This is a genomic window from Paenibacillus silagei (assembly GCF_017874735.1).
Taxonomy (GTDB): domain Bacteria; phylum Bacillota; class Bacilli; order Paenibacillales; family Paenibacillaceae; genus Paenibacillus_AQ; species Paenibacillus_AQ silagei.
On sequence record NZ_JAGGLV010000034.1, the window covers coordinates 13,479 to 40,462 of the forward strand.

26 protein-coding genes and 1 riboswitch are annotated in these 26,984 nt (G+C 53.7%); of the genes, 25 read left to right on the top strand and 1 reads right to left on the bottom strand.

The genetic code is table 11. The features are described 5' to 3' along the window. Positions 1–92: 92 nt before the first annotated feature. Positions 93–321, top strand: a riboswitch (cyclic di-AMP (ydaO/yuaA leader). Between the two features lie 286 nt (positions 322–607). The 11 genes from J2Z70_RS30555 (at position 608) to J2Z70_RS30605 (ending at position 10,504) form a co-directional block, all read left to right on the top strand. After that, the gene (locus J2Z70_RS30555) at positions 608–1,768 is read left to right on the top strand and encodes a resuscitation-promoting factor (protein ID WP_036723975.1); all 1,161 of its coding nucleotides are present in this window, start codon (positions 608–610) and stop codon (positions 1,766–1,768) included. 161 nt (positions 1,769–1,929) lie between these two features. Further along, entirely contained in the window at positions 1,930–2,481 is a 552-nt protein-coding gene (rnmV, locus tag J2Z70_RS30560) for a ribonuclease M5 (protein ID WP_036723973.1), read from the top strand. Then, positions 2,478–3,362: a 16S rRNA (adenine(1518)-N(6)/adenine(1519)-N(6))-dimethyltransferase RsmA gene (rsmA, locus tag J2Z70_RS30565; RefSeq protein ID WP_209879185.1), complete on the top strand. Its 885-nt coding sequence runs from the start codon at positions 2,478–2,480 to the stop codon at positions 3,360–3,362. The genes rnmV and rsmA overlap by 4 nt, the downstream gene beginning before the upstream one ends. 74 nt (positions 3,363–3,436) lie before the next feature. Beyond that, positions 3,437–4,345 carry a sporulation peptidase YabG gene (gene yabG / locus J2Z70_RS30570; protein ID WP_036723969.1) on the top strand — a complete coding sequence of 303 codons (909 nt, stop codon included), beginning with the start codon at positions 3,437–3,439 and terminating at the stop codon, positions 4,343–4,345. Positions 4,346–4,614: 269 nt separating this feature from the next. Then, complete coding sequence (gene veg, locus J2Z70_RS30575; RefSeq protein WP_036696386.1) at positions 4,615–4,890, top strand: biofilm formation stimulator Veg; 276 nt, start codon at positions 4,615–4,617, stop codon at positions 4,888–4,890. A gap of 225 nt (positions 4,891–5,115) precedes the next feature. Beyond that, on the top strand, positions 5,116–5,295 hold the full coding sequence (locus J2Z70_RS30580; RefSeq protein ID WP_036723967.1) for a small, acid-soluble spore protein, alpha/beta type: 180 nt from the start codon (positions 5,116–5,118) through the stop codon (positions 5,293–5,295). A gap of 158 nt (positions 5,296–5,453) precedes the next feature. Further along, positions 5,454–6,308: a 4-(cytidine 5'-diphospho)-2-C-methyl-D-erythritol kinase gene (ispE, locus tag J2Z70_RS30585; protein ID WP_036696392.1), complete on the top strand. Its 855-nt coding sequence runs from the start codon at positions 5,454–5,456 to the stop codon at positions 6,306–6,308. A 165-nt stretch (positions 6,309–6,473) separates the two neighbouring features. Then, positions 6,474–7,301: a pur operon repressor gene (purR, locus tag J2Z70_RS30590; RefSeq protein ID WP_036723965.1), complete on the top strand. Its 828-nt coding sequence runs from the start codon at positions 6,474–6,476 to the stop codon at positions 7,299–7,301. Between the two features lie 209 nt (positions 7,302–7,510). Continuing rightward, on the top strand, positions 7,511–7,798 hold the full coding sequence (spoVG, locus tag J2Z70_RS30595; protein ID WP_036696395.1) for a septation regulator SpoVG: 288 nt from the start codon (positions 7,511–7,513) through the stop codon (positions 7,796–7,798). 243 nt (positions 7,799–8,041) lie between these two features. Next, positions 8,042–9,442, top strand: coding sequence for a bifunctional UDP-N-acetylglucosamine diphosphorylase/glucosamine-1-phosphate N-acetyltransferase GlmU (gene glmU / locus J2Z70_RS30600; protein ID WP_281068288.1), 1,401 nt, complete (start codon positions 8,042–8,044; stop codon positions 9,440–9,442). 108 nt (positions 9,443–9,550) lie between these two features. Continuing rightward, entirely contained in the window at positions 9,551–10,504 is a 954-nt protein-coding gene (locus J2Z70_RS30605) for a ribose-phosphate diphosphokinase (RefSeq protein WP_019914487.1), read from the top strand. 104 nt (positions 10,505–10,608) lie between these two features. On the opposite strand, the gene J2Z70_RS30610 is transcribed toward J2Z70_RS30605, so the two are convergent. After that, positions 10,609–10,815 carry a hypothetical protein gene (locus J2Z70_RS30610; protein WP_379254216.1) on the bottom strand — a complete coding sequence of 69 codons (207 nt, stop codon included), beginning with the start codon at positions 10,813–10,815 and terminating at the stop codon, positions 10,609–10,611. Between the two features lie 85 nt (positions 10,816–10,900). Between J2Z70_RS30610 and pth the strand changes: the two genes are divergently transcribed. The 14 genes from pth to spoIIE all read left to right on the top strand — a co-directional run bounded on the left by pth (position 10,901) and on the right by spoIIE (position 26,845). Further along, on the top strand, positions 10,901–11,461 hold the full coding sequence (gene pth / locus J2Z70_RS30615; RefSeq protein WP_209879188.1) for an aminoacyl-tRNA hydrolase: 561 nt from the start codon (positions 10,901–10,903) through the stop codon (positions 11,459–11,461). 90 nt (positions 11,462–11,551) lie between these two features. After that, the gene (gene fin, locus J2Z70_RS30620; protein WP_036696405.1) at positions 11,552–11,782 is read left to right on the top strand and encodes an anti-sigma-F factor Fin; all 231 of its coding nucleotides are present in this window, start codon (positions 11,552–11,554) and stop codon (positions 11,780–11,782) included. 132 nt (positions 11,783–11,914) lie between these two features. Next, positions 11,915–15,439: a transcription-repair coupling factor gene (gene mfd, locus J2Z70_RS30625; RefSeq protein WP_209879190.1), complete on the top strand. Its 3,525-nt coding sequence runs from the start codon at positions 11,915–11,917 to the stop codon at positions 15,437–15,439. Continuing rightward, positions 15,426–16,475: a peptidylprolyl isomerase gene (locus J2Z70_RS30630; protein WP_209879192.1), complete on the top strand. Its 1,050-nt coding sequence runs from the start codon at positions 15,426–15,428 to the stop codon at positions 16,473–16,475. Before mfd ends, J2Z70_RS30630 begins: the two co-directional genes overlap by 14 nt. Positions 16,476–16,781: 306 nt before the next feature. Next, positions 16,782–17,324 (top strand): stage V sporulation protein T, encoded by a 543-nt coding sequence (gene spoVT / locus J2Z70_RS30635; protein ID WP_209879194.1) that lies wholly within the window; start codon positions 16,782–16,784, stop codon positions 17,322–17,324. Positions 17,325–17,531: 207 nt separating this feature from the next. Continuing rightward, positions 17,532–19,181: a putative polysaccharide biosynthesis protein gene (locus J2Z70_RS30640; protein ID WP_209879196.1), complete on the top strand. Its 1,650-nt coding sequence runs from the start codon at positions 17,532–17,534 to the stop codon at positions 19,179–19,181. Between the two features lie 78 nt (positions 19,182–19,259). After that, positions 19,260–20,759, top strand: coding sequence for a bifunctional methyltransferase/pyrophosphohydrolase YabN (gene yabN, locus J2Z70_RS30645; RefSeq protein ID WP_209879201.1), 1,500 nt, complete (start codon positions 19,260–19,262; stop codon positions 20,757–20,759). Positions 20,760–21,045: 286 nt separating this feature from the next. Next, positions 21,046–21,318 carry an HU family DNA-binding protein gene (locus J2Z70_RS30650; RefSeq protein ID WP_076082787.1) on the top strand — a complete coding sequence of 91 codons (273 nt, stop codon included), beginning with the start codon at positions 21,046–21,048 and terminating at the stop codon, positions 21,316–21,318. Beyond that, entirely contained in the window at positions 21,318–21,596 is a 279-nt protein-coding gene (locus J2Z70_RS30655; protein WP_036723951.1) for an RNA-binding S4 domain-containing protein, read from the top strand. The genes J2Z70_RS30650 and J2Z70_RS30655 overlap by 1 nt, the downstream gene beginning before the upstream one ends. A gap of 228 nt (positions 21,597–21,824) precedes the next feature. After that, the gene (gene yabP / locus J2Z70_RS30660; protein ID WP_209879203.1) at positions 21,825–22,109 is read left to right on the top strand and encodes a sporulation protein YabP; all 285 of its coding nucleotides are present in this window, start codon (positions 21,825–21,827) and stop codon (positions 22,107–22,109) included. Next, on the top strand, positions 22,106–22,669 hold the full coding sequence (gene yabQ / locus J2Z70_RS30665; protein ID WP_209879206.1) for a spore cortex biosynthesis protein YabQ: 564 nt from the start codon (positions 22,106–22,108) through the stop codon (positions 22,667–22,669). The genes yabP and yabQ overlap by 4 nt, the downstream gene beginning before the upstream one ends. 34 nt (positions 22,670–22,703) lie before the next feature. Next, positions 22,704–23,039 carry an FtsB family cell division protein gene (locus tag J2Z70_RS30670; RefSeq protein WP_036723947.1) on the top strand — a complete coding sequence of 112 codons (336 nt, stop codon included), beginning with the start codon at positions 22,704–22,706 and terminating at the stop codon, positions 23,037–23,039. 125 nt (positions 23,040–23,164) lie between these two features. Then, on the top strand, positions 23,165–23,665 hold the full coding sequence (locus J2Z70_RS30675) for a S1 domain-containing RNA-binding protein (protein ID WP_209879209.1): 501 nt from the start codon (positions 23,165–23,167) through the stop codon (positions 23,663–23,665). Between the two features lie 672 nt (positions 23,666–24,337). Then, positions 24,338–26,845 carry a stage II sporulation protein E gene (spoIIE, locus tag J2Z70_RS30680; protein ID WP_209879212.1) on the top strand — a complete coding sequence of 836 codons (2,508 nt, stop codon included), beginning with the start codon at positions 24,338–24,340 and terminating at the stop codon, positions 26,843–26,845. Positions 26,846–26,984 lie beyond the last annotated feature (139 nt).

Consider the following 26,984-nt stretch of genomic DNA (forward strand, 5'->3'; position numbering starts at 1 on the left):
GTGGTTGAATCGTCCTTTACAACATGTATCAAAACAGGATATCATCTTTTCAGTGCAGTGAGCTGTTGTAACTGTGACAGTCACTAATTTCATGGATCGTCTCGCTGAGTCTCCGCAACGGAGAATGGGGGAACCAATAATGCGCTGCCGCATGAACGTACAAAAGTACTGGCACAGAATTGCCGCAGGCATTATTTGATTTCTTTACGTGGTCTTGGGGTGAATTTGAGGGCAACCGCCGTGAGCGGGTGACCTGAGATAGGGCGTCTCTCTTATGTCCGAACCCGACAGCTAACCCCGTAAGCGCAAGTAAGAGAGGAAACCTCGTGTATAAGCATTCCGACGTATTCGACACCGGGAAGCCACGAAAGAGTCCTCTATGAGCTCTTTTTAGGCTTCTTTTGTTTTGAATAATGAGAATGCTCCCGGCATACTGTTATATAACAGATCTCCGGAGTAACTATGCCGAGCAGGCGATCCATGAGCAGGAAACGCTGAAGCAAGTGCGGGCGTATCCTGTTGCAAACTCAAACCTAGTTTCGTCAGAAGTGATACAGTCACCTTGATATAACTTGGACGACGGGGCTATGTAAGGAGGATGGAAAGAGTGGGCGTATTCCAACCAGAAGTATCCCATGATTCGCAATCATCCAGCAGGTCTTTCGCATTACGGTTGAAGCAAGTGAATCCCCGCGTAGTTTTACTTGCCGGTGTGGCATCGATTGTTATCGCACTGTTAATACTGCTGTACGTACACGGTCAGAGCAAAAAAGAAATTACCCTAGTAATAGACGGACAGGTACAGACACTGGAGACGCGGGAAACGCTGTTCAGTGATGTGCTGGCTAAGGAACAGATTTCGCTGCAGGCGCATGATGAATTATCTATTGGCCTTAGTGATGAAATAAAAGACGGCGACCGTATCGTGATTAACACTGCGCAGAAGTTCGCTCTTACCGTTGACGGAAAGACCGAGACGTTATTTACGACCGAGGATACCATTGGTCAGGCCATCGACAAGCTGGGCTACAGCCTGGAAGGCTTAGACAAGATTTACCCTTCGCTAGAAACCGCAGTATCTGCAGACATGGAAATCAAAATTGTCCGGATTAACAAGCATGTGGTTCAACGGACAACTAATTTGCCTTTCCGGGTCATTAAGACAGCAGACCCCTCATTGACCAAGGGAACCGTAAGAGTGGCACAGGCAGGTAAGCCTGGCGTAATGATCCAGCACATCGAGAAGATCTATCAAGATGGCGAGCTGGCATCCATGCGCATGATCGGCAAGGAAGTACAGACGGTTACCAAGGACAAAGTCATTGCCATTGGAACCAAGCCGCTTCCTAAGCCCGTCGTAGTTACTGCCAAGGTCTCCAAACCTGTAACAACCTCCAAGTCATCTAAAGCCAGCGCAAAGGCCAGCAATGTTACCAGTAAGGCTGGTGTGGATTTCGAGTACAAAAGAATGATCAAAAACGTATCCATGACTGCGTATTCGTCGCAGGAACCGGGTATTGGAACACGTACTGCCTCCGGCACACGCGTAACGGAAGGCCGCACTATAGCTGTTGATCCTAGTGTTATACCAATTGGCTGGTGGGTGTACATTGAAGGATTAGGGTTTCGCCGAGCAGAGGATACTGGCGGTGCCATCAAAGGCAACAAGGTGGATGTCTATTACGATTCACTGAGCCATGCCCGTAATTTCGGCCGCAAGTCGCGCACACTCTATGTGATCGGACCTGTGAAGCCGGAGCTGAACTAAACGTAAAGTCTTTTGCAAATTAGCGGTTAATACGATATAGTGAGGGAAGCACTTACGAAATTTTAGAGAGCTGCCGCTCATCACTTATACATTCTTTAGCCAAAAAGAAGGGGAGCGAATCCTCTTCTTTTTGCGTTCTGGAGTAAGGAGTAAAAATATTTATGATTAAAGAGCTAATTGTGGTTGAAGGGAAAAGTGATACCGTTGCCGTTAAGCGGGCGGTTGAGGCCGATACGATTGAAACCGGGGGTTCGGCAGTGGATAACAGGGTCATTGCCAAGATCAAGCTGGCCATGGAGCGCCGGGGTGTAATCATTCTTACCGACCCGGATCATGCCGGAGAGCGAATCCGCAAAATCGTCGCGGCCAAGGTGCCGGGCTGCAAGCATGCCTTCATCCCGGAGAAGGATGCAACCCGCAAAGGAGATATCGGAATAGAGAATGCTTCGCCTGAGGCTATCCGCCATGCGCTGGAGCATGTACATACCTCTTTCGAGGGGGCGCCGCCCATCATTGGGCTGGATGAGCTTATGGCCGCAGGGCTGATGGTGCATCCCCGGGCGGCTGAGCGCAGAATGCAGCTTGGCAATCTGCTCGGTATCGGTTATTGCAATGGCAAGCAGCTGTACAAACGTCTGGCGATGTTCGGCATTACCCGCGAAGAATTCGCGCAGGCCCTCGCCCAAATTGATCAGGGAGGCATTACTTCATGAGCGGTATCGAGAATATCTCGTCCCCAACAAGAACCAAAGCGATAATTCAGCGTTACGGATTCTCCTTCAAAAAAAGCCTGGGCCAGAACTTTCTGATCGATCAGAATATTCTGGATAAAATCGTGGATGCCGCCGGTCTGGACAGCACAGCCGGTGCGCTTGAGATTGGGCCGGGGATCGGAGCACTGACGGAACGGCTGGCGATGACGGCCGGGGCTGTCACAGCGGTAGAGATTGACCGCAGGCTGATTCCGATTCTTAGAGATGTCCTGTCGCCTTATCCCCATGTAAAGATCCGTAATGACGATGTGCTGAAGGTGAATCTGCAGGAGCTGTTCGCTGAGGATTTCACAGGGAGGGACCGGGTTAGTGTCGTAGCTAACCTGCCGTATTATGTGACTACACCCATCCTCATGAAGCTGCTGGAGGAGAAGCTGCCGCTGGATAATATCGTGGTCATGATCCAGAAGGAGGTTGCCGAGCGTATGGCGGCGTCTCCGGGCGGCAAGGAGTATGGCAGCCTGAGTATTGCCGTCCAGTATTACAGCGAGCCTGAGCTGGTCTGTATGGTGCCTCGTACGGTGTTTATCCCGCAGCCTAACGTGGAATCGGCTGTGATCCGGCTGAAGGTCAGAGAACGCCCTCCGGTGGAGGTAGCGGACGAGAAGCATTTCTTTGGTGTGGTACAGGCGTCCTTTACCCAGCGGCGCAAGACGATTGCCAATAATCTTAAGGCCCGCTACTTCCCGGAAGAAGGGCGGGAGCGCCTGGAGGCGCTGCTCTCCGAAGCCGGCATTGAACCCTCGCGGCGCGGCGAGACGCTTAGCATTGAAGAGTATGCGCGGCTCAGTGCGGTTCTTCTGGCTGCAGGCATCGCATAGAATACAGAAAACCCTCCCGGCGGATGAACCAACCGGGGCCTTTGCCCATAACATGGGGTAGAGGTGGTGTTGTAATGAATCTAGGAGACTTGGTCATTCGTAAATCCTATGGCGGCGATGTGACCTTCCGGGTAGACAATATATTGCAGAATAGAGCAGTCATTAAAGGCACGGAGTTCCGTCTGCTGGCGGATTCCCCGCTGGAGGATCTGGTACAGGTGCCTCCTACACGGGTTACCGAGCGGGGAGCGCGTGCACAGATCAAGGCAACAGAATCTCTAACCTGGCTGCGTAAAGACCGGCAGGTGCAGAGCCAGCGAAGCGGAGAGAGCGTGTCGGGGTCCACGGGAACCTGGGGCCCATCTCCGAAGGAAGCGGCTTATTTTGAAGTGCCGGGTAAGGTCCTGCATTTGGATGGGGATGCACTCTATCTGAAGAAGAGCCTGAGCCTCTACGAGCAGCTGCGCATACCGGCCGAGGGACATCATGTCAACGAATCCAAAATGGCGGAGACGCTGTACCGTCTGCTGCCCCGTGTGCGTCCCGATATCGTAGTGATTACCGGCCATGATGGAGTACTTAAGCAACAGCAGAATTATGATCTGTACAGTCTGAGCAGCTATAAGAATTCACAGAATTTTGTGGCAGCCATCCGGGTGGCCCGTGAATATGAGCGGAATTTCGATGCTTTGACGATCGTAGCCGGAGCCTGCCAGTCGCACTTCGAGGCTCTCCTGGGCAATGGCGCCAATTTCGCCAGCTCCCCGGGCAGAATACTCATTCATGCCCTGGACCCGGTGTATATCGCGGCCAAGGCCTCTTTTACCTCTATCCGGGATACCGTGAACTTAAGCGATGTACTGAGCCATACGATCAGCGGCAATCAGGGCATGGGTGGAATAGAGACGCGGGGCAGCTTCCGGATCGGAATGCCTCAGCTGCAGAACCTGGCTACGCTGAAGGTAGCGCCTTCGGTGCTATAACCGGGTAAGTGATAACTGAACAGGCGGAAGGAATAGGGTAAGCATTCGTGCTTATCCTATTTTGCTGCCACGGAAGCCGCTTATGACACAAGATGGGTCAGGGAGCAGCCGGGTCTCATTACTGATAACAAGGTGCTTAAGTCAGGAATTTCCCCGTCTAAAAAAATTCCGTTGACAACTTTTTTCTCATCATCTATAATTATTTATTTAATTTGACAAGTGGTTATGGAAGTTGTATAATGGACAAGGAAAGAGGTGGTCGTCAGGTAATGGCTAATAACGCGCTGTTAGAAATTAAACGCAGTCTTGAAGCTCACGTCGGTCATAAGATCACGTTGCGGGCTAACGGTGGCCGTCGGAAGACCGTTGAACGCACCGGTGTCCTGGAAGAAACGTACCCTTCTGTATTTATTGTCAAACTCGATCAGGAGCAGCAGACATTCAAGCGTGTCTCCTATAGCTATGCCGATATACTTACTGAATCTGTGGAAATCACAGTTACCGAAGACGATGGGCAGATGCGGATTATGTATATCAAAGCTTAGCGTCATGACAGTCTCCCTGCGGGGGGGCTGTTTTTTGATAGAATTTTTATGTTTTGGGGTCCCCGCAAAGTACCTGAGTCATCACCTACGCTAAAGCCCCACTTTGTGGGGTTATTTTGCATGTAGGGGTCTTCCTGAATTATGCTGCATGACACTGGCCTCCCGGCTGCATACTACATAGGCAGTACGTTCATCATAGAGCAGCATACAAGGGAGGAATTCGTAATGAGCCGCAGAAGACGAAGCATGATGTCGGAGGAATTGAAGACGGAGCTGGCCAAGGAGCTTGGGTTCTACGAAACGGTTGAGCAGGAGGGCTGGGGCGGAATCCGGGCAGTCGATGCCGGGAATATGGTGAAACGGGCGATTCAGCTGGCAGAGCAGGCTGCTGCGCGGAAATTGTAAGCGGCTATAGCGGTGTCATGCCGCACTGGGTATCGCCTGCGGGCGGTACCTTTTCTGCTTCCTAGAACCGAATGTATATTTAATGGACTTCACTGTCAGTTTCTCATATAATATGTTAAGTTGTTTTGTACGGGAAAAGCTGAGGGTGGGTGAACGCCTTGAAAATGTATGAGAAGGCACCGGCAAAAATTAATCTGATGCTGGATGTGCTGCATAAGCGGGCTGACGGATTTCATGAAGTGGAAATGATAATGACAATGGTCGATCTGGCGGACCGTCTGGAGCTGTCGGAGCTGAAGCGGGATTCGATTATTATCTCAAGCCAGGCCGGATATATTCCGCTGGATGAGAAGAATCTGGCCTTCCAGGCGGCAAGGCTGATCAAGGATCGGTATAACGTCAGAAGCGGAGTACACATCCATCTGGACAAAAGAATTCCGGTCGCTGCCGGCCTCGCCGGCGGCAGCAGCGATGCCGCGGCTACGCTGCGCGGCCTGAACCGGCTCTGGCGCCTGGGCATCCCGGTGCAGGAGCTGCAGGAGCTGGGCGCTGAGCTGGGCTCAGACGTCCCGTTCTGCGTCACAGGAGGCACTGCCCTGGCTACGGGCAGGGGCGAACGGCTGACCCCAATCGCGAATCCTCCGCAAATGTGGGTCATCCTGGCGAAGCCGCCGATCAATGTATCGACGGCTGAGGTATACGGACGCGTGCGCGCCGGCAACATAGCGGTGCATCCGTCCGCGCTCCGCATGCAGCAGGCTCTGGAGGCCGGTGACTTCTCAGCCGTCTGTGAGGGCCTTGGCAACGTGCTGGAGGATGTGACTCTGAAGCTGCACCCTGAGGTGCAGCAGCTCAAGGAAGCGATGCTGAAGCTGGGGGCGGACGGCGTGCTGATGTCGGGGAGCGGTCCGACCGTATTTGGCCTTGTCTCCAAGCACTCCAAGGTGGCGAGAATCTATAACGGGCTGCGCGGATTCTGCAAGGAAGTCTATGCAGTGCGTTCGCTGAGCTAAGCGGAGCGGGACCATCCTCTGATAACGGAGGCAAAGCGGTTTCCGCTTGTGCAAATCCGTACAATAATGATATTATTCATAGTAATATTCGGTTTTGTATAAAGTGAATTTAAGAATCAAGCATGCATTATTCTTAAATTCAGCTTATAAGGCGAGGAGCATTCCGTGAAAAAACTTAAACGAAGCCAACGGTTAGTTGACATGACCCAATTTTTACTGGAGAAGCCGCATGATCTGCTGCCTCTGTCCACTTTTGCAGAGCGGTACGGTGCGGCGAAGTCATCGGTCAGCGAGGACCTGGCTATTATAAAAGAGGTATTTGAAGGCGAAGGAATGGGCGAGCTGCAGACACTGGCCGGGGCAGCGGGCGGAGTGCGTTATATTCCGCGCATGCCTATGGATATGGCGCTTGCCTTCGTGAACCGTCTGTGCGGGCAGCTTGAGCAGAGCGACCGGATACTGCCCGGCGGTTATCTGTATATGTCGGATCTGCTCGGCCTCCCGTCCCTGATGGAGCAGGCCGGCAAGATCATTGCCACCGCCTTCTACGGCGTGGAGATTGATGTCGTCATGACGGTGGAGACCAAGGGGATTCCGCTGGCGTACGCAACGGCTGCGCAGCTGGGGCTGCCGGTTGTGCTGGTCCGCCGTGACCATCAGGTAACGGAGGGCTCGGCTGTAAGCATCAACTATGTATCGGGCTCCCATAAGAGCATCCATACGATGTCCCTGTCCAGACGGGCACTGCGCGAGAAATCCCGGGTGCTGATTGTCGATGACTTCATGAAGGCGGGCGGCACCGTACGCGGAATGGTCGATCTGTTGGGTGAGTTCAATGCAGAGGTCGCAGGTGTGGGCGTACTCGTAGAGTCCGGCGACGTGGAGAATGAAGAACGCCTGCTGCATGACTACGTGTCGCTGGTGAAGCTGACAGAGGTGGACTCCAAGGTGCGGCGTATTTCGGCGTTTCCGGGCAACTATTTCTCCTCCTGAACGAGGGATACTGCCGGTTCTGAAAAGACGGGCATAATGTCGAAATTATGAGGATTCTTAAGATAACTGCACGAAATCTGTCGAAATCGACGATTCTGCAAAAATAATCTTCTTAATCAGGCATTATTTGGAATGAAAAAGAAGGAATTCGCTTTGCTGTGTGGAATTATACACCAAGTCTCTGATGGAAAAAGGTGGTGAACACACACATGCAAATTACGGATGTCAGACTCCGCCGCGTCAACTCTGAGGGGAGAATGAAAGCAATCGCATCCATTACAATCGATAACGAGTTTGTTGTTCATGACATTCGCGTCATCGACGGGAATAACGGGATGTTTGTTGCAATGCCCAGCAAGCGTACACCTGACGGAGAATTCCGCGATATCGCACACCCGATTTCTTCGGGAACGCGCGAGAAGATTCAATCTGCGGTTCTGGCCGAGTACGAACGTGCCGCTACGGAAGAAGAGGAAGTTATTGAAGAGGGAGCTTAAGCGGTGAACCGCTGACTCTCTGAGAGTTGCTGCCTCCCCAGGGCGGCAATAGGCCATACCGTTTTATATGTTTCGGGGTCCCCGCAGAGTACCTGGGTCAGCCTCGGAGCCAAAGCCCCACATTGTGGGGGGATTTTATTGGGGTTCGAAGAAAAGGGAACCATGCCTGCATGGTTCTCTTTTCTTTTTGCCCGGAATGAGATATATTCAGTAGTGAGTTCAAGAAGTGGGAGGTTGGCATTCTTGAAAAGAATGGCTGTTGTACTTGCTGCAGGCCAAGGCAAGCGCATGAAATCTAAATTATACAAGGTACTGCACCCTGTCTGCGGTAAACCGATGGTAGGGCACGTGCTTGATACAGTGAAGGCGACCGGATGCCAGCATAATGTAGTTGTTGTAGGCCACGGCGCCGAGAAGGTGAAGGCATACTTAGGCGAGAATGCCGAATATGTGCTGCAGGATGTCCAGCTTGGAACCGGCCATGCCGTCAAGCAGGCCAAGGATCTTCTGGGCAGCGAAGAAGGAACCACCATTGTCATCTGCGGAGATACGCCGCTTGTCATGAGTGAGACACTCGAAGGCATGATGGCGCTGCATGAAGAGCAGAATGCTGCTGCAACTGTCCTTACTGCTGTTATGGAGCAGCCTGCCGGATATGGACGGATTATCCGCGGCGAAGACGGCGGAGTGCTGAAGATTGTGGAACAGAAGGATTGCACAGAGAGTGAAGCTGCGGTTAACGAGATTAATACAGGGACGTATTGTTTTGATAACGCGAAGCTCTTTGCTGCTCTCGAGAAGGTTACGAATACCAACAACCAGCAGGAATATTATTTGACGGATGTTATCGGCATACTCCGGGCGCAGGGCGATATCGTTCTGGGCTATCAGGCCCATGATGCAGCAGAGTCCATTGGTGTGAATGACCGACTGGCGTTGTCTGAAGCCGAAGGCTATATGCGTCAGCGCATCAACCGGGGGCATATGCTCGGCGGAGTCACTATCATCGATCCGGCTTCAACCTACATCGGAGCAGATGTTGTCATTGGAGCAGATACGGTGCTGTATCCGGGCACGGTACTCAAGGGCAAGACAGTGATCGGCGAAGATTGTGTGATTGGTCCGGCAAGTGAAATTGAAGACTGCGTGATTATGGACGGAGCGGCTGTGAAGCATTCCGTGCTGAATCAGGCTCAGGTCGGCACACGGGCTTCCGTTGGGCCTTTTGCGTATTTACGTCCCGGCACCGTTCTGGGTGAGGGTGTTAAGGTCGGCGACTTCGTAGAGATCAAGAATGCTACAATCGGCGACGGCTCCAAGGTATCTCATTTAAGCTATGTCGGTGATGCTGAGGTCGGTAAGAATGTCAATATCGGCTGCGGCGCCATCACCGTTAATTATGACGGCTATAATAAGTTCAGAACCGAGATTGGCGATGATGCCTTTATCGGCAGCAACGTGAACCTTGTTGCTCCGGTTACAGTGGGCAAGGGCGCATTCATTGTCGCCGGCTCCACTATTACGCGTCCGGTTTCGGAGAACGATCTGGCGATTGCCAGAGCAAGGCAGGAGAATAAGCCGGGTTATGCAGAGAAGATCCGCTCCCGGGCCAAGGCGAAGAAAGACCAGCATAGTCCATCGTAAAGCGTGTAAGCAGAAAGCAGCTGTAGGCTTAGAGCGCCGGACGGACTTCTTGCACATCCGCGCCGGTGCTTTGGCCAGTTAAATTCCGTCACGGAGGGTTTATATTTTATGACTTATTGTGATTCCAAACTCAAGATTTTCACCTGCAACTCCAATCCTAAGCTGGCCAGCCAGATTGCTGATTATATCGGCATTCCGATGGGCGAGTCCCATACGACCAGCTTCAGTGACGGAGAGATTCAGGTTAAGCTGTCGGAGAGTGTCCGGGGCTGTCATGTCTATATCGTACAGTCCACCTGCGGACCGGTGAACGACAATCTGATGGAGCTTCTGGTGATGGTAGATGCGCTTAAGCGTGCCTCCGCGAAGAGCATCAATGTCGTGATTCCTTACTACGGGTATGCCCGTCAAGACCGTAAGGCCCGTTCCCGTGATCCGATTACGGCCAAGCTGGTAGCGAACCTGATTGAGAAGGCGGGTGCACATCGCGTCATTACTATGGACCTTCATGCGATGCAGATTCAAGGCTTCTTCGACATTCCTGTGGATCATCTGCTGGGTGTTCCGATTCTGGCTCAATATTTCCGTTCGAAGCAAATTCAGAACCCGGTGGTCGTCTCTCCTGACCATGGGGGCGTGGTGCGTGCCAGAAAGCTGGCTGACTTCCTTAACGCTCCGCTGGCGATTATCGACAAGCGCCGTCCTGAACCGAACGTCAGTGAGGTTATGAACATTATCGGTAATATTGAAGGCAAAACGGCGATCTTGATCGATGATATCATCGATACGGCAGGAACGATCGTTCTTGGAGCCAATGCCCTGATGGAAGGCGGCGTGAAAGAAGTCTACGCCTGCTGTACGCATCCTGTATTATCCGGTCCGGCGCATGAACGTCTGGAAAACTCTCCGATCAAAGAAATTATCGTGACGGATACCATTCCAATTCGCAGCAGCAACCCGACCTCCAAGCTCAAGGTACTGTCCGTAGCCCCGCTTATGGGCGAAGCTATCATTCGCGTGCATGAAGAGCTGTCGATCAGTAAGCTGTTCGAAATCGAATAGGCCGCAGGCAGATCAGCAGAAAAAGGGTTACACCTTTCGTCAAGCGGAAGATGTAACCCTTATCGGCGTGATGCAGCGGCAGGGACTAAAGGCTCGTATAAGCTTCAATATCCCGGACGGGAGATGAAGGTGAAGAGGCTGCGGTTGTACAGCGTACCTTGCAGCTCTACGAAGCCTTCGTCCACCGCTGTAATCACACCGATGTCTACGTGCGCGTTCCCCCTATAGACTTCAACAGGCACAGCATATTGAATATGGTACTGGAAATGGCGCTGCAGTGTTAAGATATCGCCCTGATGTGGCATGTTCATCACCTGTCTCCGGAGTATAAACTTATTGTACCAAAAACGGAACTCTTCTGCTGAGAGTACCGGGCGGAAAGGAAAAACCTTAAATATGAAATGGATTGTTGGACTCGGGAATCCCGGAACGCAATACGCGAAGACCAAGCATAATGTCGGCTTCATGGCCCTCGATGAGCTTGCGTCCAGACACGGAATTGCCTTTAACCAGAATAAATGCAAATCGGTAATCGGTGAAGGGATGATCGGCGGTGTGAAGACGGTGCTGATCAAGCCGATGACCTTCATGAATCTGTCCGGGGAAGCGGTACGGGCTTATATGGATTATTATAAGGTCCAGCTGGAAGATATGATTGTGGTCTATGATGACCTGGATACGGAGCTGGGTAAGATCAGGCTGCGATATCAAGGCAGTGCCGGCGGGCACAATGGCATCAAGTCCATCATTCAGCATACGGGCACCCAGAGCTTCAACCGGGTGCGGATGGGCATATCCCGTCCGGAGCCGGGCTTTGCTATAGTTGACTATGTACTATCTACCTTCGCCAAGAAGGATGGAGCAAGGCTTGAGAGCATGATAAGTGATGCTTGCGATGCTGTGGAATTCAGCCTGCAGCATACCTTTGAACAGACCATGGCCAAATTTAACGGATGAAATACAAGGCATAGGGTTCAGGACCCTGCGGCTAAAGCCCTCCCGGGCGGGGCATACTGAAGGTATATACTACCTTCAGGAGGCATATAGATGGCAATACACTATGTATGCAGGCACTGCCGGACGTTCTTGGGAAGCATTGGCAGAAGCGATATTACAGAGATGCAGCTGGGGCTGCAATCCTTGACCCCTGCGGAGCGCAGAGATATAATAGCGTATGATTCAGAAGGCGAGATTACGGTGAAGGTGACCTGCGATTACTGCAAGCAGGCGCTGGATAACAACCCCGAGCTCAGCCTGCTGGCCAGTCCGCTTCAGTAAGGTGGAAGCGCCTGTCTCTATCGTCATCCGCAAGCCTTGGCCTTATCCGCTGAGGCTTGTTTTCGATTCCAATTATAATAGGTGACAGCGGCATTGCCGCTGTCAGCCTGTTTAGTAAGAGAGGTGCACCTGTTGTTACAAGGTCTTATAGAAGCTTTTTCCAAGGATACTGATTTCCAGTCTGTCACCCGTGGCATCGCAGCAGGGATGAAGGAACAGCTTATCTCCGGTCTGTCCGGCTCGGCCAGACAAATCATGCTGGCTGCCCTGCATGAGGAGACGCAGCGTCCGCTCTTGGTTGTGACCCATAATATGTTCTCAGCCCAGAAGATGGCTGATGATTTACAGGAAGCGCTTTCCCCGGAGCGGGTGCTGCTCTATCCGGCCAATGAGCTGGTGGCGGCTGAGGCCGCTGTCTCAAGCCCGGAGACGCTGGCCCAGCGGATCGATGTACTGACGCGCTGCGCCCAGGGCTTTCGGGGAATTGTAGTTGTTCCCTACTCCGGCGTTCGGAGGCTGCTCCCTGCTCCGCATGTCATGGCTGAAGCCCAGCTTACGGTTTCGCAGGACGGAACCTTGTCACTGGATGACTTCCTCATGACCATGATTGAGATGGGCTATGAGCGGGTGGAGCGGGTAGAGAACCGCGGTGAGCTTAGTGTACGCGGCGGTATTATCGACTTCTATCCCATGACCTCTCCACTGGCTTACCGGGTGGAGCTGTTTGATGATGAAGTAGACTCCATCCGTACCTTCGACCCTATGGATCAGCGCTCCATCGATAAGGTCCGCAGTGTGAAGATTACACCGGCCAAGGAGATTATATTCGATCAGCTCCGCCAGGATGCGGCTTCTACCGCTGCGTCTGCAATGCTGGATCGGCAGCTTGAGAAGATGAGTGACCGTCAGGCTAAGCTGCGTCTGCGTGAGGAGATGGGCCGGGAGCTGGAGATGCTGCGGCAGGGTACCTATTTCCCGGAAGTCTATAAATATATCAGTCTGCTCTACCCTGAACGTATTCATCTGTATGATTATATGGCTCAGGATACCTTGCTTGTCCTTGATGAGCCGGCCAGACTTCTGGAGACCGCCAAGCAGCTGGAGCGGGATGAGTCGGAATGGAATCTGCACTTGCTGCAGAACGGCAAGACGCTGCCTGAGCTTCAGCTCTCTGTCGACAGCGAGGTTATTATGTACCAGCGTCCGTTCCAGAGCCTGTTTATGTCGATATTTCTGCGTCAGGTTCCACATATTCAGCCACAGAATATCTTAGGCTTCATCAGCCGCGGAATGCAGGACTTCCATGGCCAGATGAATGTGCTGAAGTCCGAGATGGAGCGTTGGCACAAGTCCGGCGTGAAGGTGATCATGCTGGCGAATGGCGAGGAGCGGATGGAGCGTATCCGCCGGGTACTGGATGACTATGGCATTGAGGAGCCGACGATCCTGCAGGGCAACCTGGGCTCCGGCTTCGAGCTTCCTTCGATTCATCTCGCAGTGATCACTGAGGGTGAGATGTTCTCGCAGAAGCAGCGCAAGGCGCGGAAGGTCTCGAAGGGCATTGATAATGCCGAACGGATTAAGAGCTATACCGAGCTGAAGATCGGGGATTATGTGGTTCACCAGAATCACGGGATCGGTAAATATATGGGCATCGGGACGCTTGAGGTCAGCGGTATTCACCGCGACTATATGCACATTCTCTATGCAGGAGGCGACAAGCTCTCAGTTCCGATTGAACAGATTGACCTGATTCAGAAATATGTCGGCTCGGAAGATAAGGAGCCGAAGGTCTATAAGCTGGGCGGCAATGAATGGACCCGGGTTACCAGCAAGGTGCGGAGCTCGGTTCAGGATATCGCCGATGATCTGATCAAGCTGTACGCAGAGCGCCAGAGCGCGCTTGGCTATGGCTTCGAGAAGGATACGCAGGAGCAGCGCGAATTCGAAGAGATGTTCCCTTATGAGGAGACCCGTGACCAGCTGCGGGCGATCGAAGAGATCAAGAAGGATATGGAGCAGAACCGTCCGATGGACCGGCTGCTCTGCGGTGATGTAGGCTATGGCAAGACAGAGGTGGCGATCCGGGCTGCTTTTAAATCTGCTATAGAGGGCAAGCAGGTGGCTGTGCTCGTGCCGACGACGATTCTGGCGCAGCAGCACTACGAGACCTTCCGTGAGCGCTTCGCCAATTATCCGCTGAATATTCAGGTATTGAGCCGGTTCCGCAGCCGCAAGGAGCAGAATGAGACGATCAAGGGAGTACGCCAGGGGACAGTGGATGTTATTATCGGCACACACCGGCTGCTGTCACAGGATCTGGTCTTCAAGGACCTCGGCCTTCTGATTGTCGATGAAGAGCAGCGTTTCGGCGTGACCCACAAGGAGAAGCTGAAGCGGCTGAAGACCAATGTCGATGTATTGACTCTGACAGCCACACCGATTCCCCGCACGCTGCATATGTCGATGCTCGGGGTGCGTGACTTGTCAGTTATTGAGACACCACCGGAGAACCGCTTTCCCGTACAGACGTATGTGGTGGAGCATAGCCAGACGCTGACCCGGGAAGCAGTGGAGCGCGAGCTGGCCCGTGGCGGGCAGGTCTATTATCTGTACAACCGTGTACAGGGGATTCAGGAAATGGCGGCGCAGATCTCCATGCTGGTGCCGGAGGCAAGAGTGGGTATCGGGCATGGCCAGATGTCGGAATCGGAGCTTGAGAAGACGATTCTCGACTTCCTGGACGGAGAGTATGATGTGCTGGTCAGCACCAGTATTATAGAGACCGGTGTCGATATTCCCAATGTAAATACACTGATTGTTCATGATGCTGACAAAATGGGCCTGTCCCAGCTCTATCAGCTGCGCGGACGCGTCGGCCGTTCCAACCGGATTGCTTATGCCTACTTCACCTACCAGCGCGATAAGGTGCTGACAGAGGTGGCTGAGAAGCGCCTGCAGTCCATCAAGGAATTCACCGAGCTCGGGTCAGGCTTCAAAATTGCTATGCGCGATCTCTCCATCCGGGGAGCAGGCAATCTGCTGGGGGCGGAGCAGCACGGCTTCATTGCCTCGGTCGGCTTCGACCTGTATTCGCAAATGCTGGCGGAGGAAATCCGCAAACGCAAGGTGAGTGTGCTTGGCGAGGAGGATACTTCGCTGAAGCAGGGGAATACGGTCATTGATTTGTCGATTGACGCGTATCTTCCTTCCGAGTATATTTACGACAGTATCCAAAAAATAGAAATCTATAAAAAGGTTGCTGCTGTGGCTTCCTTCGAAGATGCCTCCGAGCTTGAGGATGAGCTGCTGGACCGGTTCGGCGAATTGCCGGAAGCCGTTATTAATCTGCTCTCTGTGGCCCGGTTGAAGGTGTATGGCAAGCTGTACGGCATGGAATCCATGGTCCGGCGCGGGGATGATGCCCTGCTTAATTTCCACGAGGGCAGCCTGGGGGCGTTTGATACGGCGAAGCTCGCCAAAGTTGGTAATAGCTTCGAAAGGCGTGTACAATTTGATAAGGATGCCAAGGCAACGATCCGGATCAAAGCGAAGGATTTAGGTGACAAGGAGCTGCTGGATGTGCTGGAGCAATTCCTCGCGGCAGCCAAACAGTCTTTAAAATCGAAGGGAGAATTACACAATGTCGTTAAATAAAAAATCATGGAAGGTACTGGTGGTCTCGCTGACCGCAGCCCTGTCCTTCTCCATGCTTGCTGCCTGCAGCAATAAAAGTGATGATACTGCGGTGGCGACGTATAAGGGCGGCACCATTACCCAGAAGGAATTCAATCTGGATACCCGCGTAATGAAATTCCTGTCCCCCGAGCAGGCGCAGTATCTGGAGATTGATATGTTCAAGGAGTCCATCCTGAAGCAGGAGGTCGCGTTCGAATACTTGGCGGACAAGGCCTCGGATGAAGCGAAGAAGGCTGCGGAGAAAGAAGTCGATACTCAGATCGGCTCTATCAAGACTGCGCTGGGCGATAAGTACAAGAGCACGCTGAAGGAACAGGATCTGAGCGAGTCGGACCTGCGTTCCTATATGCAGCGCGTACTTACCGTATATCAGGACATGCTGCTGAAATTAACGGACGAGCAGGTCAAGACCCATTATGAAGCCACCAAGGCTGATTATAGTGTGGCTACTCTGCGCCATGTCCTGGTTGGCCTGACCGATAGCGCCGGCAAAGAGCGGACGGATGCCGATGCGCTGAAGCGCGCCCAGGAAGTGAAGGCGAAGCTGGATGGCGGGGCGGACTTTGCAGCTGTGGCCAAGGAATACTCCGATGATACCGGCACGAAGGAAACCGGCGGTGAATATAAGGACAAGGCACTGGTAGAATATGTAGCAGAGTTCAAGGCTGCGGCCCACTCTCTTCCGCTGAATACGATTAGTGAGCCGGTCAAGTCTACCTACGGATATCACATTATCAAGGTGGAAGCCCGCAAGGACACCACCTTCGATACGCTGACTGCCGACCAGCTGAAGGCTGTGAAGAACTCTGCCGCTTCTGCCAGCCTGGAGACCTTCCTGGAGAAGGAACTGGATAGTCTGGAGATTAAAATCAATCTGCCGAAGAGCTCAGCTGCTGCAGGCAGCGCGGGAGCCACAGCTACACCGGCTCCGGCTGCGGGTAGTGACACGCCAGCCGCTACAGATACACCGGCTGCTACAGAAGCCGCTAAATAAATTTAGGCTGGACAAGCCGCCTGATGCGCTATGCATCCGGGCGGTTTTTTTTGCCACAATAGAGCAAAATGGGGAAAATAACTGCGGCGGTATAGAAATGACTATTTGTGATCATAACTGGAATGATGCCGGGCCGGGGCGTTCTCATTCTCCATGAACAATTATATGCGGGCTGACGGATGTATAAGGAACTGGGAAGAGATGAATACTATGGTCAGATATTACGATAAATCACCGGGATTAACCATTCCCATAATGGACAGTAGTTGGACCATACTTCTTAAGGAAAGCGGGGCAACATTTGAAATGAAAGCTACTGGTATTGTAAGACGTATTGATGACCTCGGACGAGTTGTTATCCCCAAAGAGATCAGACGCACCTTACGGATTCGTGAGGGCGATCCTCTGGAAATTTTTGTTGACCGCGATGGTGAGGTTATATTGAAAAAATATTCACCGATTGGTGAATTGGGCGATTTCGCCAAGGAATATGCAGAGTCGCTGTATGAAGGAACAGGGCATATTACCATGATTACGGACCGGGACACGTTCATCGCGCTCGCCGGCGGCTCCAAGAAGGATTATCTGGAGAAGCAAGTGGGTGTGCTGCTGGAAAAGGTAATGGAAAGCCGTAAAACAATGCTTGAGACCAATGCAGGCAGCTATGACATCAGCAAGGACCACTCGGAGCTGTTATCCACGTATGTGGCAGCGCCTATTATCTCCGGAGGAGATCCCATCGGCTGCGTAGTGCTGCTGAATAAGGATGATTCGGTCAAAATGGCCCAGATGGAAGTGAAAATGGCAGAGACAGCAGCTGCCTTCCTGGGTAAGCAAATGGAGCAGTAATTAACTGGTGCTGAAGAGTCCCGCTTTTCCTTTGGTTATTATGACCGTAGGGAATGGCGGGTTTTTGCTGTGAATCGGCAAGCTAAGGAATAGACGCATGGTCATTTACACTTCTACCCTTAGATAAGTTATAATATAGAAATTCATTTGCTTAGGTTAAAGTAAGCTCTATATTATGGCAGTTATGGCTGTAGAAGCAGGTAAACGATGACATCCAATTCGCAAGGCTCGAAGCTGCTGCAGGGCGCTTTTATTCTTAGCGCGGCAGCTATTTTCTCGAAACTGATCGGTACGCTCCAGAAGATACCGCTGCAGAATCTGGGCGGTGACGCCGCGTTCGGTATCTACAATACGGTCTATCCGCTGTATACCATTCTGGTTACGGTGGCGATGCTCGGGCTGCCTGCCGCCATCTCGCGGTTCGTGGCGGAGGCTTCGGCGGCACAGGACGCGCAGAAGGGGCGGCGGGTCCTGCTGCTATCCGCCGGAATTACAGCGGCCAGCGGCCTTCTGCTCGGCATTCTGGTCTACGCCGGGGCTCCGCTCATTGCGGGATGGGTCGGCAGCTCCCATATTGTCCCGGCGCTGCGCAGCAGCGCCTGGGGGCTGGCGGTGGTGCCGCTGATGGCTGCGCTGCGCGGCTACTTCCAGGGACTGCATAATATGATGCCGACTGCCGTGTCGCAGGTGGTCGAGCAGTCGGTACGCGTGGCGGTCATGATCGCGCTTCTGCTGTATCTGACGGGCGCTGGCGCAGATGCGGCAGGAATCGCTGCCGGTGCGATGCTGGGTCCAGCCGGGGGCGGGATCGCCGGTCTGGGCGTAATGCTGCTGTATTGGCGCAGCCACCGCCGGGGCTTGCCCGACAGGCTGCCTCAAGCTCCGCTTAAGAACAGAACGGCATCGGCCGTGCGAAGTGCTAAGCAGGGCGTTCCTGCCCGCGAGCTGCTGGCCTATGGCCTCCCGGTGATGCTTGGCGCACTTGCGGTTCCGTTAATCGGACTGGTCGATGTCTTCACAGTTCCCCGCTTGCTTACGGGGAGCAGCAGCGAGACAGCAGCGATGGCCCAGTTCGGCATCTATAACCGCGGGCTGCCGCTCGTGCAGATCGTAACGATGCTGGCGACCTCGCTCTCGGTCGTCTTCATCCCGGCACTGGCCGAAGCGAAGTACCAGCGGGATGAGGCCTTGATCCGCACGCGCATCACGCTGTCGCTGCGCTGGTTCTGGCTCCTCGGGCTGGCCGCCTCCGTAGGCCTGGCCGTGCTTGCAGAGCCGGTGAACACGGCTCTGTACGGGGACGCCGCCGGCAGCGGCGCGATGACCTGGCTGGCCTTTACCGCCGCAGGCGGCACGGTCAGCATCATCTCCGCCGCGCTGCTGCAAGGCCTGGGCGCCGTGCGCGCGCCGGCGCTGACCCTGCTGGCCGCCGCTGCGCTTAAGGCGGCCCTCAACCTGCTGCTGGTCCCGCAGCAGGGCATTACCGGTGCGGCCATCGCTGGCGTGGCCGCACATCTCTTCGCAGCAGCGCTGAACGTGCTGCTGCTCTACCGGCAGGGACATCTGCGGCTGCGCGCCGCAGATGTTCTGCTGAAGCCCGCGGCGCTGCTCGCGGGCCTGGGGCTGGCCGCCGCGGCCGTGAGCCACGGCGCAGCCAGGGCGGCAGACGCCGCCGGCTTCGGCGGCGGGCGGACCGCGGCCCTGGCGCAGAGCCTGCTCGGCGTGCTCGCAGGCTGCGCCGTCTTCGCACTCGGAGCAGTGGCGCTGCGGCTGCTCAGCGAGAGCGAGCTGCGCCAGCTTCCGGGCTTCGGCCCGCGCTTAGCGGACAAGCTGAAGAAGCTGCGCCTGTTCCCATAAGGCGCAGCTCAATAGATACATAGCGCAGCCGCCTTTCGCGAATAGCAGCAGGCGGCTGCCTGGAAGGAGTAGACTGGCATGAGCGCAACATTAACGATCGTCGGCCTGGGCTCCGGGAACCCGGACCGGCTGACACTGGGCATTATCAAGAAGCTGAAGGCGGCCTCGGCCGTATACGTGCGGACCGCAGAGCATCCTGTCATGGCTGCACTGGCGGAGATGGAGATAGCCTGGGAGTCCTTCGACGGGCTGTATGAGTCGCTGTCGTCCTTCCCTGAGGTCTATGAAGCCATTACGGCAACGCTGATCGAGAAGGCTGCGGCCGCTCCGCAGGGCACGGAGATCGTCTATGCCGTGCCGGGGCATCCCATGGTGGCCGAATCCGCCGTCTCCCTGCTGCGCGGGCGCTGCCCGGAGGCGGGCATTGAACTGAATATCCTCGGCGGCGAGAGCTTCCTGGATGAAGCGTTTGTCCGACTGGGCTTTGATCCGATTGAAGGCTTCCAGCTGCTGGACGCCTCCGGTATCCGCAGCTCCCAGCTTCATCCAGAGCTGCACACCCTGATCGGGCAGGTCTATGACAGCTTCACCGCGTCTGAGACCAAGCTTTGCCTGATGGAGCTGTACCCGCCCGAGTATGAGGTCATTGCCGCACATGCGCTTGGCGTGGAGGGCGAGGAGCAGATTCTCCGGGTGCCGCTGTACGAGCTGGACCGGCTGGACGGCTATGGTAACCTGTCGCTGGTATATGTTCCGGCGAGCCGTGCGGATGAAGCGCGTAACCGTACCTTTGCCCGGCTGCATGAAATTGTCGATATTCTGCGGAGCCCAGAGGGCTGTCCCTGGGACCGTGAGCAGACGCATGAATCCTTGCGCAAAAATCTGATCGAAGAGACCTATGAGGTGCTGGAGACGATTGACGAGGATGACCCGGACCATATGAAGGAAGAACTGGGCGACCTGCTGCTCCAGATTATGCTGCACTCCCAGATGGAAGAGGAGCTGGGGACCTTCAGTGTCTACGATGTCATTGAGGGGCTGAATGAGAAGCTGCTGTTCCGCCACCCGCATGTCTTCGGCGATCAGGCGGCGGGCAATGCCGAGGAGGCGCTGCAGAACTGGGAAGGGATGAAGGCCGAGGAGAAGCGGCGCAAAGGCGTGAAGCCCGAAGCCCTGTCCGCACTCAGCGGAGTTCCGAGGGATCTGCCGGCTCTGATGAAGGCGTACAAGCTGCAGAAGAAGGCGTCCCGCGTCGGCTTCGACTGGGATAACACCAGTGATGTGCTGGCCAAGATCCGCGAGGAGGTTGACGAGCTTCAGGAAGCGATTGAGACGGGACAGTCCGCCGGGGAGCAGATGCTGGAGCTGGGCGACCTGCTGTTCGCAGCCACCAATGTGGCCCGCTTCATCGGAGCCGATCCGGAAGAAGCGCTGACCCGCACCAACCGCAAGTTCGTAGCCCGCTTCGAGTATATTGAGCAGCGTCTGCGGGATCGGGGGGTCCGGCTGGAGGACAGCCCGCTGGAGGAGATGGAAGCCCTCTGGCAGGAAGCCAAGGCAGAAGAGCGGAAGCAATAGATTTTAGAATTATAGTCTTCGGCGGTATATCCCGCGCGTTTCACGGCAATGCTGTGACTATTGGCGCGAATCTCTGATTTAAAATGTATTGAGAGGTTTATAATGTTATAGTGCTATAACCCCCATATCCTACGCAAGATGTTACTTTTTCAAAAAAAACGGCGGATCGTGGCAGGAATTGAGGGCGGAATCCAGAATATCATAAAGACGAAATGACGATTTGCCGTGATTTTCCGGTAAACCTGATTTTCATTTATTTTTTGTATCCTAGGAGGAACTTCAAATTATGAACAAGACAGATCTGGTAAACAACATTTCCGAGAAAAGCGGACTATCCAAAAAAGACGTAGAAACCGTACTTAACGGAATGCTGGGCGAAATTACAGAAGCTCTCGCAAGCGGAGATAAAGTACAGCTGATCGGCTTTGGTACTTTTGAAACGCGCAAACGTTCCGGCCGCACCGGCCGTAACCCGCAATCGGGCACACCTATCGAAATTCCTGAATCCACAGTGCCGGCCTTCAAGGCAGGCAACAAGCTCAAAGAAGCCGTTAACTAATGCGTCTGGACAAGTTCCTGAAGGTCTCCCGTCTGATCAAGCGCCGCACCGTGGCCAAGGATGTGTCCGAACAGGGCCGGGTGTTGATCAATGGACGGGAGTCCAAACCGAGCAGCACGGTGAAGATCGGTGACGAGATTACCGTGCAGTTCGGCCAAAAGCTTGTGACGGTCAAAGTGGAAAAGCTGGTGGAAACCACCCGCAAGGACGAGGCCGCCGGAATGTATACCCTGCTCCGTGAAGAGCCGGTTGCCAAAAGCACGGGACTCGACTGGTAGCAAATTATTGCAGTATAAGGTTAAGAGGTATTCCTGAAGCCGGGAGACGGCGGAGCGGAATGCCTCTTTTTTAAAAGATAAGAATTTATATGTTTTGGGGTCCCCGCAAAGTACCTGAGTCATCATCTAAGCTAAAGCCCCACTTTGTGGGGTTATTTTGTTGTTTTCACCTGTTCTATACCCTGTCCTTCCTTCATAGATTAGAACCAAGAAGGAGGGGTACATGCTATGATGGAGCCAGCCAAAGTCAACAAACAGCATGATCTGCACATGCGCAGCCGCAAGCAGATTGAGCTTACCGGTGTGAAGAATGTGGAGAGCTTTGACAGTGAAGAGTTTCTGCTGAGTACAGAACTTGGTGAGCTGACCATTCGGGGGACTCATTTACATATCAAGAATTTAAGTCTGGAGAATGGAATGCTGTCCCTTGAAGGCAATGTTCATTCCCTGATTTATCTGGACCCCGGGGCGCAAGGCAAAAATAAAGGGATTCTCCGCAAGCTGTTTAAATGAATCCCTCCGTTCAATGGATCACCCTGCTCTATATGATTCTGTCCGGCATTGCCATGGGACTGGCCTATGACAGCTACCGGGTGCTGTCGCAGAAGCTGAGATTTCCCAATTGGCTGAATGCGCTGCTGGATTTGCTGTATTGGATAGGGGCTGCCCTGCTGGTCTTTCGCATGCTTTATGCCGGAAACCAGGGACAATTGAGGTTTTATGTCGTTCTTGGCCTCTTTCTAGGTGTATGGATCTATTTTTTGATCTTCAGTATTACGGTGCAGCGTTTTGTGGTAAGGTTAATTCAGTCAGTTCAGTATGTATGCAGGATGCTATGGCGGTTCATTGCCATAGTCATCGGAGGCCCGATTCTCTGGCTGTGGCGCCTGGTTAAGGGAACAGTACTGCTGCTCGGCCGGGTCCTTCTTTATATTTTTAAGCTGCTGCTGCGTCTAACCAAGCCAATCTGGGTACTTCCTGTAAGGTGGGCCTCTCCGTATGCATCCCGGTTCGTTCATAGCGCCCGGATCGTGAGGATCACCGAGTGGATATCAGGGTGGCGGAAGCGCTGACCTTGCTTGAACCCTGGAACTGGAGGTAAGCTGAATGAACAGATTCTCTGCGGAAGAGAAGAATACGAACCAGAGTGCTTCGGCCGCAGGCGCGAAGAGAAGAAAGTTTATATGGATTCTTGTGATGGCTGTTTTCTTCGGCTGGGCCGGATTCACTTTCTTTGCCCAGAGCGCAGTAATCGCCGATAAGAGCGAACAGCTCGCCCGTAAGAAAGAGAACAGTGAGAGTGTAACAGCCACGATGAATCAATTGAAATATGAGGTCTCGCGGCTGAATGACGATGAGTATATCGGACAATTAGCGCGTAAATGGTACAATATGTATCCTGCAGGGGAATCCCCTATCCGTACCGAGCAATCCGGGCAATAAAAGCAGGCGAAAAGAGGCTTACGCTGTGTTGCCTTGCTTTGCTCTTTACTGTATAATCAAATCACCGCAGACAGGATGGACATTATATTCGTCTGTATATTTTTAAGGGAGGATCATTTTATTCTATGGCAATTGAAGTGGGCACCAAGTTAGAGGGCAAGGTGACAGGCATCACGCATTTCGGAGCATTTGTGGATCTGTCAGGAGGTGTCACAGGTCTCGTTCACATCTCGGAGATCGCCGATAACTACGTCAAGGATGTTAACGATCATTTGAAGATTGCGGATGTAGTAACCGTTAAGGTGATCAATGTTGACAAGGACGGCAAGATCGGACTTTCCATTAAGCAAGCCGTTGATAAGCCGGCAACGGAAGTACGTCCCCCCAGAGCTCCAAGACCTGAACGTCCAAGCGGTGGAGACCGTTTCGGCGGTGGTGGCGGCAGTGGCGGAGGCGGCGGTGGATTCAATCGTGAACGGGGTGGGCGTCCATTCAAGCCTGCAGCCGGTAAACCTTCATTCGAGGATAAAATGTCACGCTTCCTGAAAGACAGCGAAGAACGGATATCTTCGATCAAGAAGAACACAGAAGGAAAGCGCGGCGGCCGTGGAGCCAAGCGCGTATAATCTGAGTCTTGCACATCATAAATAACCGCAGGGGCGTTGCGCCCTTTGCGGTTTTTTTGTGTTTGTGCCCGCAGGCCGAATGTAGGCCAAAAACCGAACACCATCGGCAGCTTGGAGGCGCGTGAACCAAATGTAATCGGAAAACCGATTACAATCGGCAACGTGGAGGCGTACGGACCAAATGTAATCGGAAAACCGACTACAATCGGCAGCTTGGAGGCGCGTGAACCAAATGTAATCGGAAAACCGATTATAATCGGCAACGTGGAGGTGTACGGACCAAATGTAATCGGAAAACCGATTACAATTTGCTAGCAACGCAGAGTATGAGCAGCCCAAGCCCACCCCAGCTCTATACCGCGCGCCCAAGCTTCCGGCTATTTTTGTCGGTACCCGGCAAATTGCCGACAGCATCTATGCCATTCTCACATAACTCTAGGGCAATCGCTGACGAATGTCCGCGCGGCCACTACCTGCAACCGGCAGTCTGACTGCGGCAGTCCGCAGCCGATCTTTTACCCCGTATGGGATTGGGAGGCTTTTCCACAGAATGTCGGGACAGGCTTTTTTGTCGGAAATTTATTACAGATTGCTCTCCGTTTCTGACAAACTTTCTTAAGACCCCCACTATATAATGAGAACCATAAAATTCATAAACGGGTGGTGCAGGGAATGAGTAAAAGCAATGTGGTGAATTTGCCGGAGTGGACAAGAGCAGGAAGCAAAGACAAAAATCAGAAAGAAGCCTTAGGTACGCGCTTGAAGGTGTGGGGCACCAAGCTGCCGGTTATCCAGTTCATCGCGGTCAAGAAGTGGGTACTGCTGCTTAGCCTAATGGGCTTTTTGCTGGGACGGGCTATGATCCTGGATGAGCTTACCCCGTTTGCTGCTGCTTATTTCGCCGTCATTGTATTTATGCGCAGGGATTCCATGCTGCCTGTGGCCGCAGCCATCGTGCTCGGCAGTCTCTTCACCCCATTTCCGGGTGCCATCGTGGTTGCGGCAGAGCTGATTATTTTTTATCTGATCTACAAAGGGCTGGAGAACTTCCAGCGGGTGGATCTGTCCTATGCCCCTCTGATGGTGTTCGTAGCTTCGTTTATGGTGGGACTGTTCCAGGTCGTTATCGGTCCTTCGCTCACGTGGTATCCGCTGATGATGGCGGCCATTGATGCCATACTCGGATTCGTGCTGACGCTTGTATTCCTGCAGGCGCTTCCTTTATTCACCTATAAGCAGAAAAGCAGGGCACTCCGCAATGAGGAGGTACTCTGTCTGATCATCTTGCTGGCTTCCGTCATGACCGGCCTTGTCGGCTGGACCATTAACGGTCTATCGCTGGAGCATGTTTTATCGCGGTTTCTGATTCTGATCTTTGCTCTGGCCGGAGGAGCGCCGCTTGGTGCTGCGGTTGGTGTAGTGACCGGACTAATTCTCAGTCTGGCCGATATCGGAGCCATCTATCAAATGAGCCTGCTGGCCTTTTCCGGGATGCTGGCAGGCATGATGCAGTCCGGACGCAAAGGGGCGGTCTCCATCGGGATGCTGCTGGGATCAACGATTCTATCCGTATACTTCATGGGACCGGGCGATGTCATGAATTCTACCTGGGAGACCTGTGCAGCTGTAGCATTGTTTCTTCTAACACCTAAGGGGATGATTACTGCCATTGCCAAATATGTACCAGGCACAGCCGATCACAGCCGTTCCCAGCATGAATATGCCCGGAGGGTCCGGGATATTACAGCAGACCGGGTGACCCAGTTCTCGCAGGTATTCCAGCAGCTCTCCAGCAGCTTCGGGCAGATTCCCCGGGCCGCAGAGGCGGGCAAAAGCGACCGTGAGATGGAGGACTTTATGAATACGGTAACAGAGGGAGCCTGCGCCGGATGCATCCGGCGGACCCACTGCTGGGATGCCAAGTTCTATCAGACCTACAGGTATATGACGGACATGATGACCACGGTCGAGGAGTGCCCGGACATTACCGCTGCCCAGCTGCCGCCGGAGTGGAGCCGGATCTGCGGCAGGACGGGGGAGGTTCTTGAGGTGATGAAGGGCCAATATGAGCTATACCAGCATGATATGCGCTGGAAGCGGCAAATATACGACAGCCGCCAATTTGTGGCCGAGCAATTATCCGGCGTCTCGCAGGTCATGGAGGACCTGGCGAAGGAGATTAAGCGGGAAGGGCAGGCGATGTACCGGCAGGAGAGCCAGATCCGGGAGGCGCTGGAGAAGCTGGGCCTCTCCATTCACAGCATTGAGATTCTGAGTCTCGATCCCGGCCGGGTAGAGATTGAAGTCGTGCATGCCTACACCCGGGGCTTCGATGAATGCCGCAAAATGATTGCCCCGCTGCTCTCGGATATTCTGGAGGAGAATATCGCAGTGGTCAGTGAGACCGCCGTCCATCCCCGCGAGGGCCTGTCGATGGTGACCTTTGGCTCGGCCAAAGCTTACGAGATTAGCTCCGGCGTAGCTGCCGCCGCCATGGGAGGCGATATGTTGTCGGGGGACAGCTTTAGTACGGTGGAGCTGGGTAACGGTACCTTTGCCGTCTCCATCAGTGACGGAATGGGCAACGGGGAGCGGGCCCGGATGGAGAGTAGCGCTGCGTTATCTATGCTGGAGAAGCTGCTGCAATCGGGAATGGATGAGAAGCTGGCGGTGAAATCCGTTAACTCCATTCTGCTGCTGCGCTCCCCGGATGAATTCTATGCGACAGTAGATATGGCGCTGATCGACCAGTATTCGGCGCAGACCATCTTCATGAAGATTGCTTCCGCTCCAAGCTTCATCCGGCGGGGCAGCGAGGTGATCCCTGTGACGGCCAGCAATCTGCCGATCGGCATCATCAAAGATATCGAAGTGGATCTGGTCACCATGCAGCTTCGCCCCGGTGATATTCTCATTATGATGACCGATGGTATTTACGATGCGCCCGGATATGCCGTTAATAAGGAGATATGGATGAAACGTCTGATTCAGGAGCTGGAGGGCGATGACCCGCAGGATATGGCGGACGAGCTGCTGGATAAGGTAATCCGCTATCAGGGCAATGAGGTCCATGATGATATGACCATCGTAGTTAGCCGTGTGGATCATTACCACCCGGAATGGTCCAGCCTGCATATGCCCGGCGTAGGCCGGATGGAGCGCCCGCGTACGGTTAGCTAACGCAGTTGCGATACGATTGGTGGGTATCACTTGAGTTTAAGTTTGATTAAGCTGAAAATGTTGTACGAAATGCAACCTGGTGTTGAAGATACTTGGGTGTTGGAGTGGATTGCTGCATGAATTGCATAAATTCTTTCCG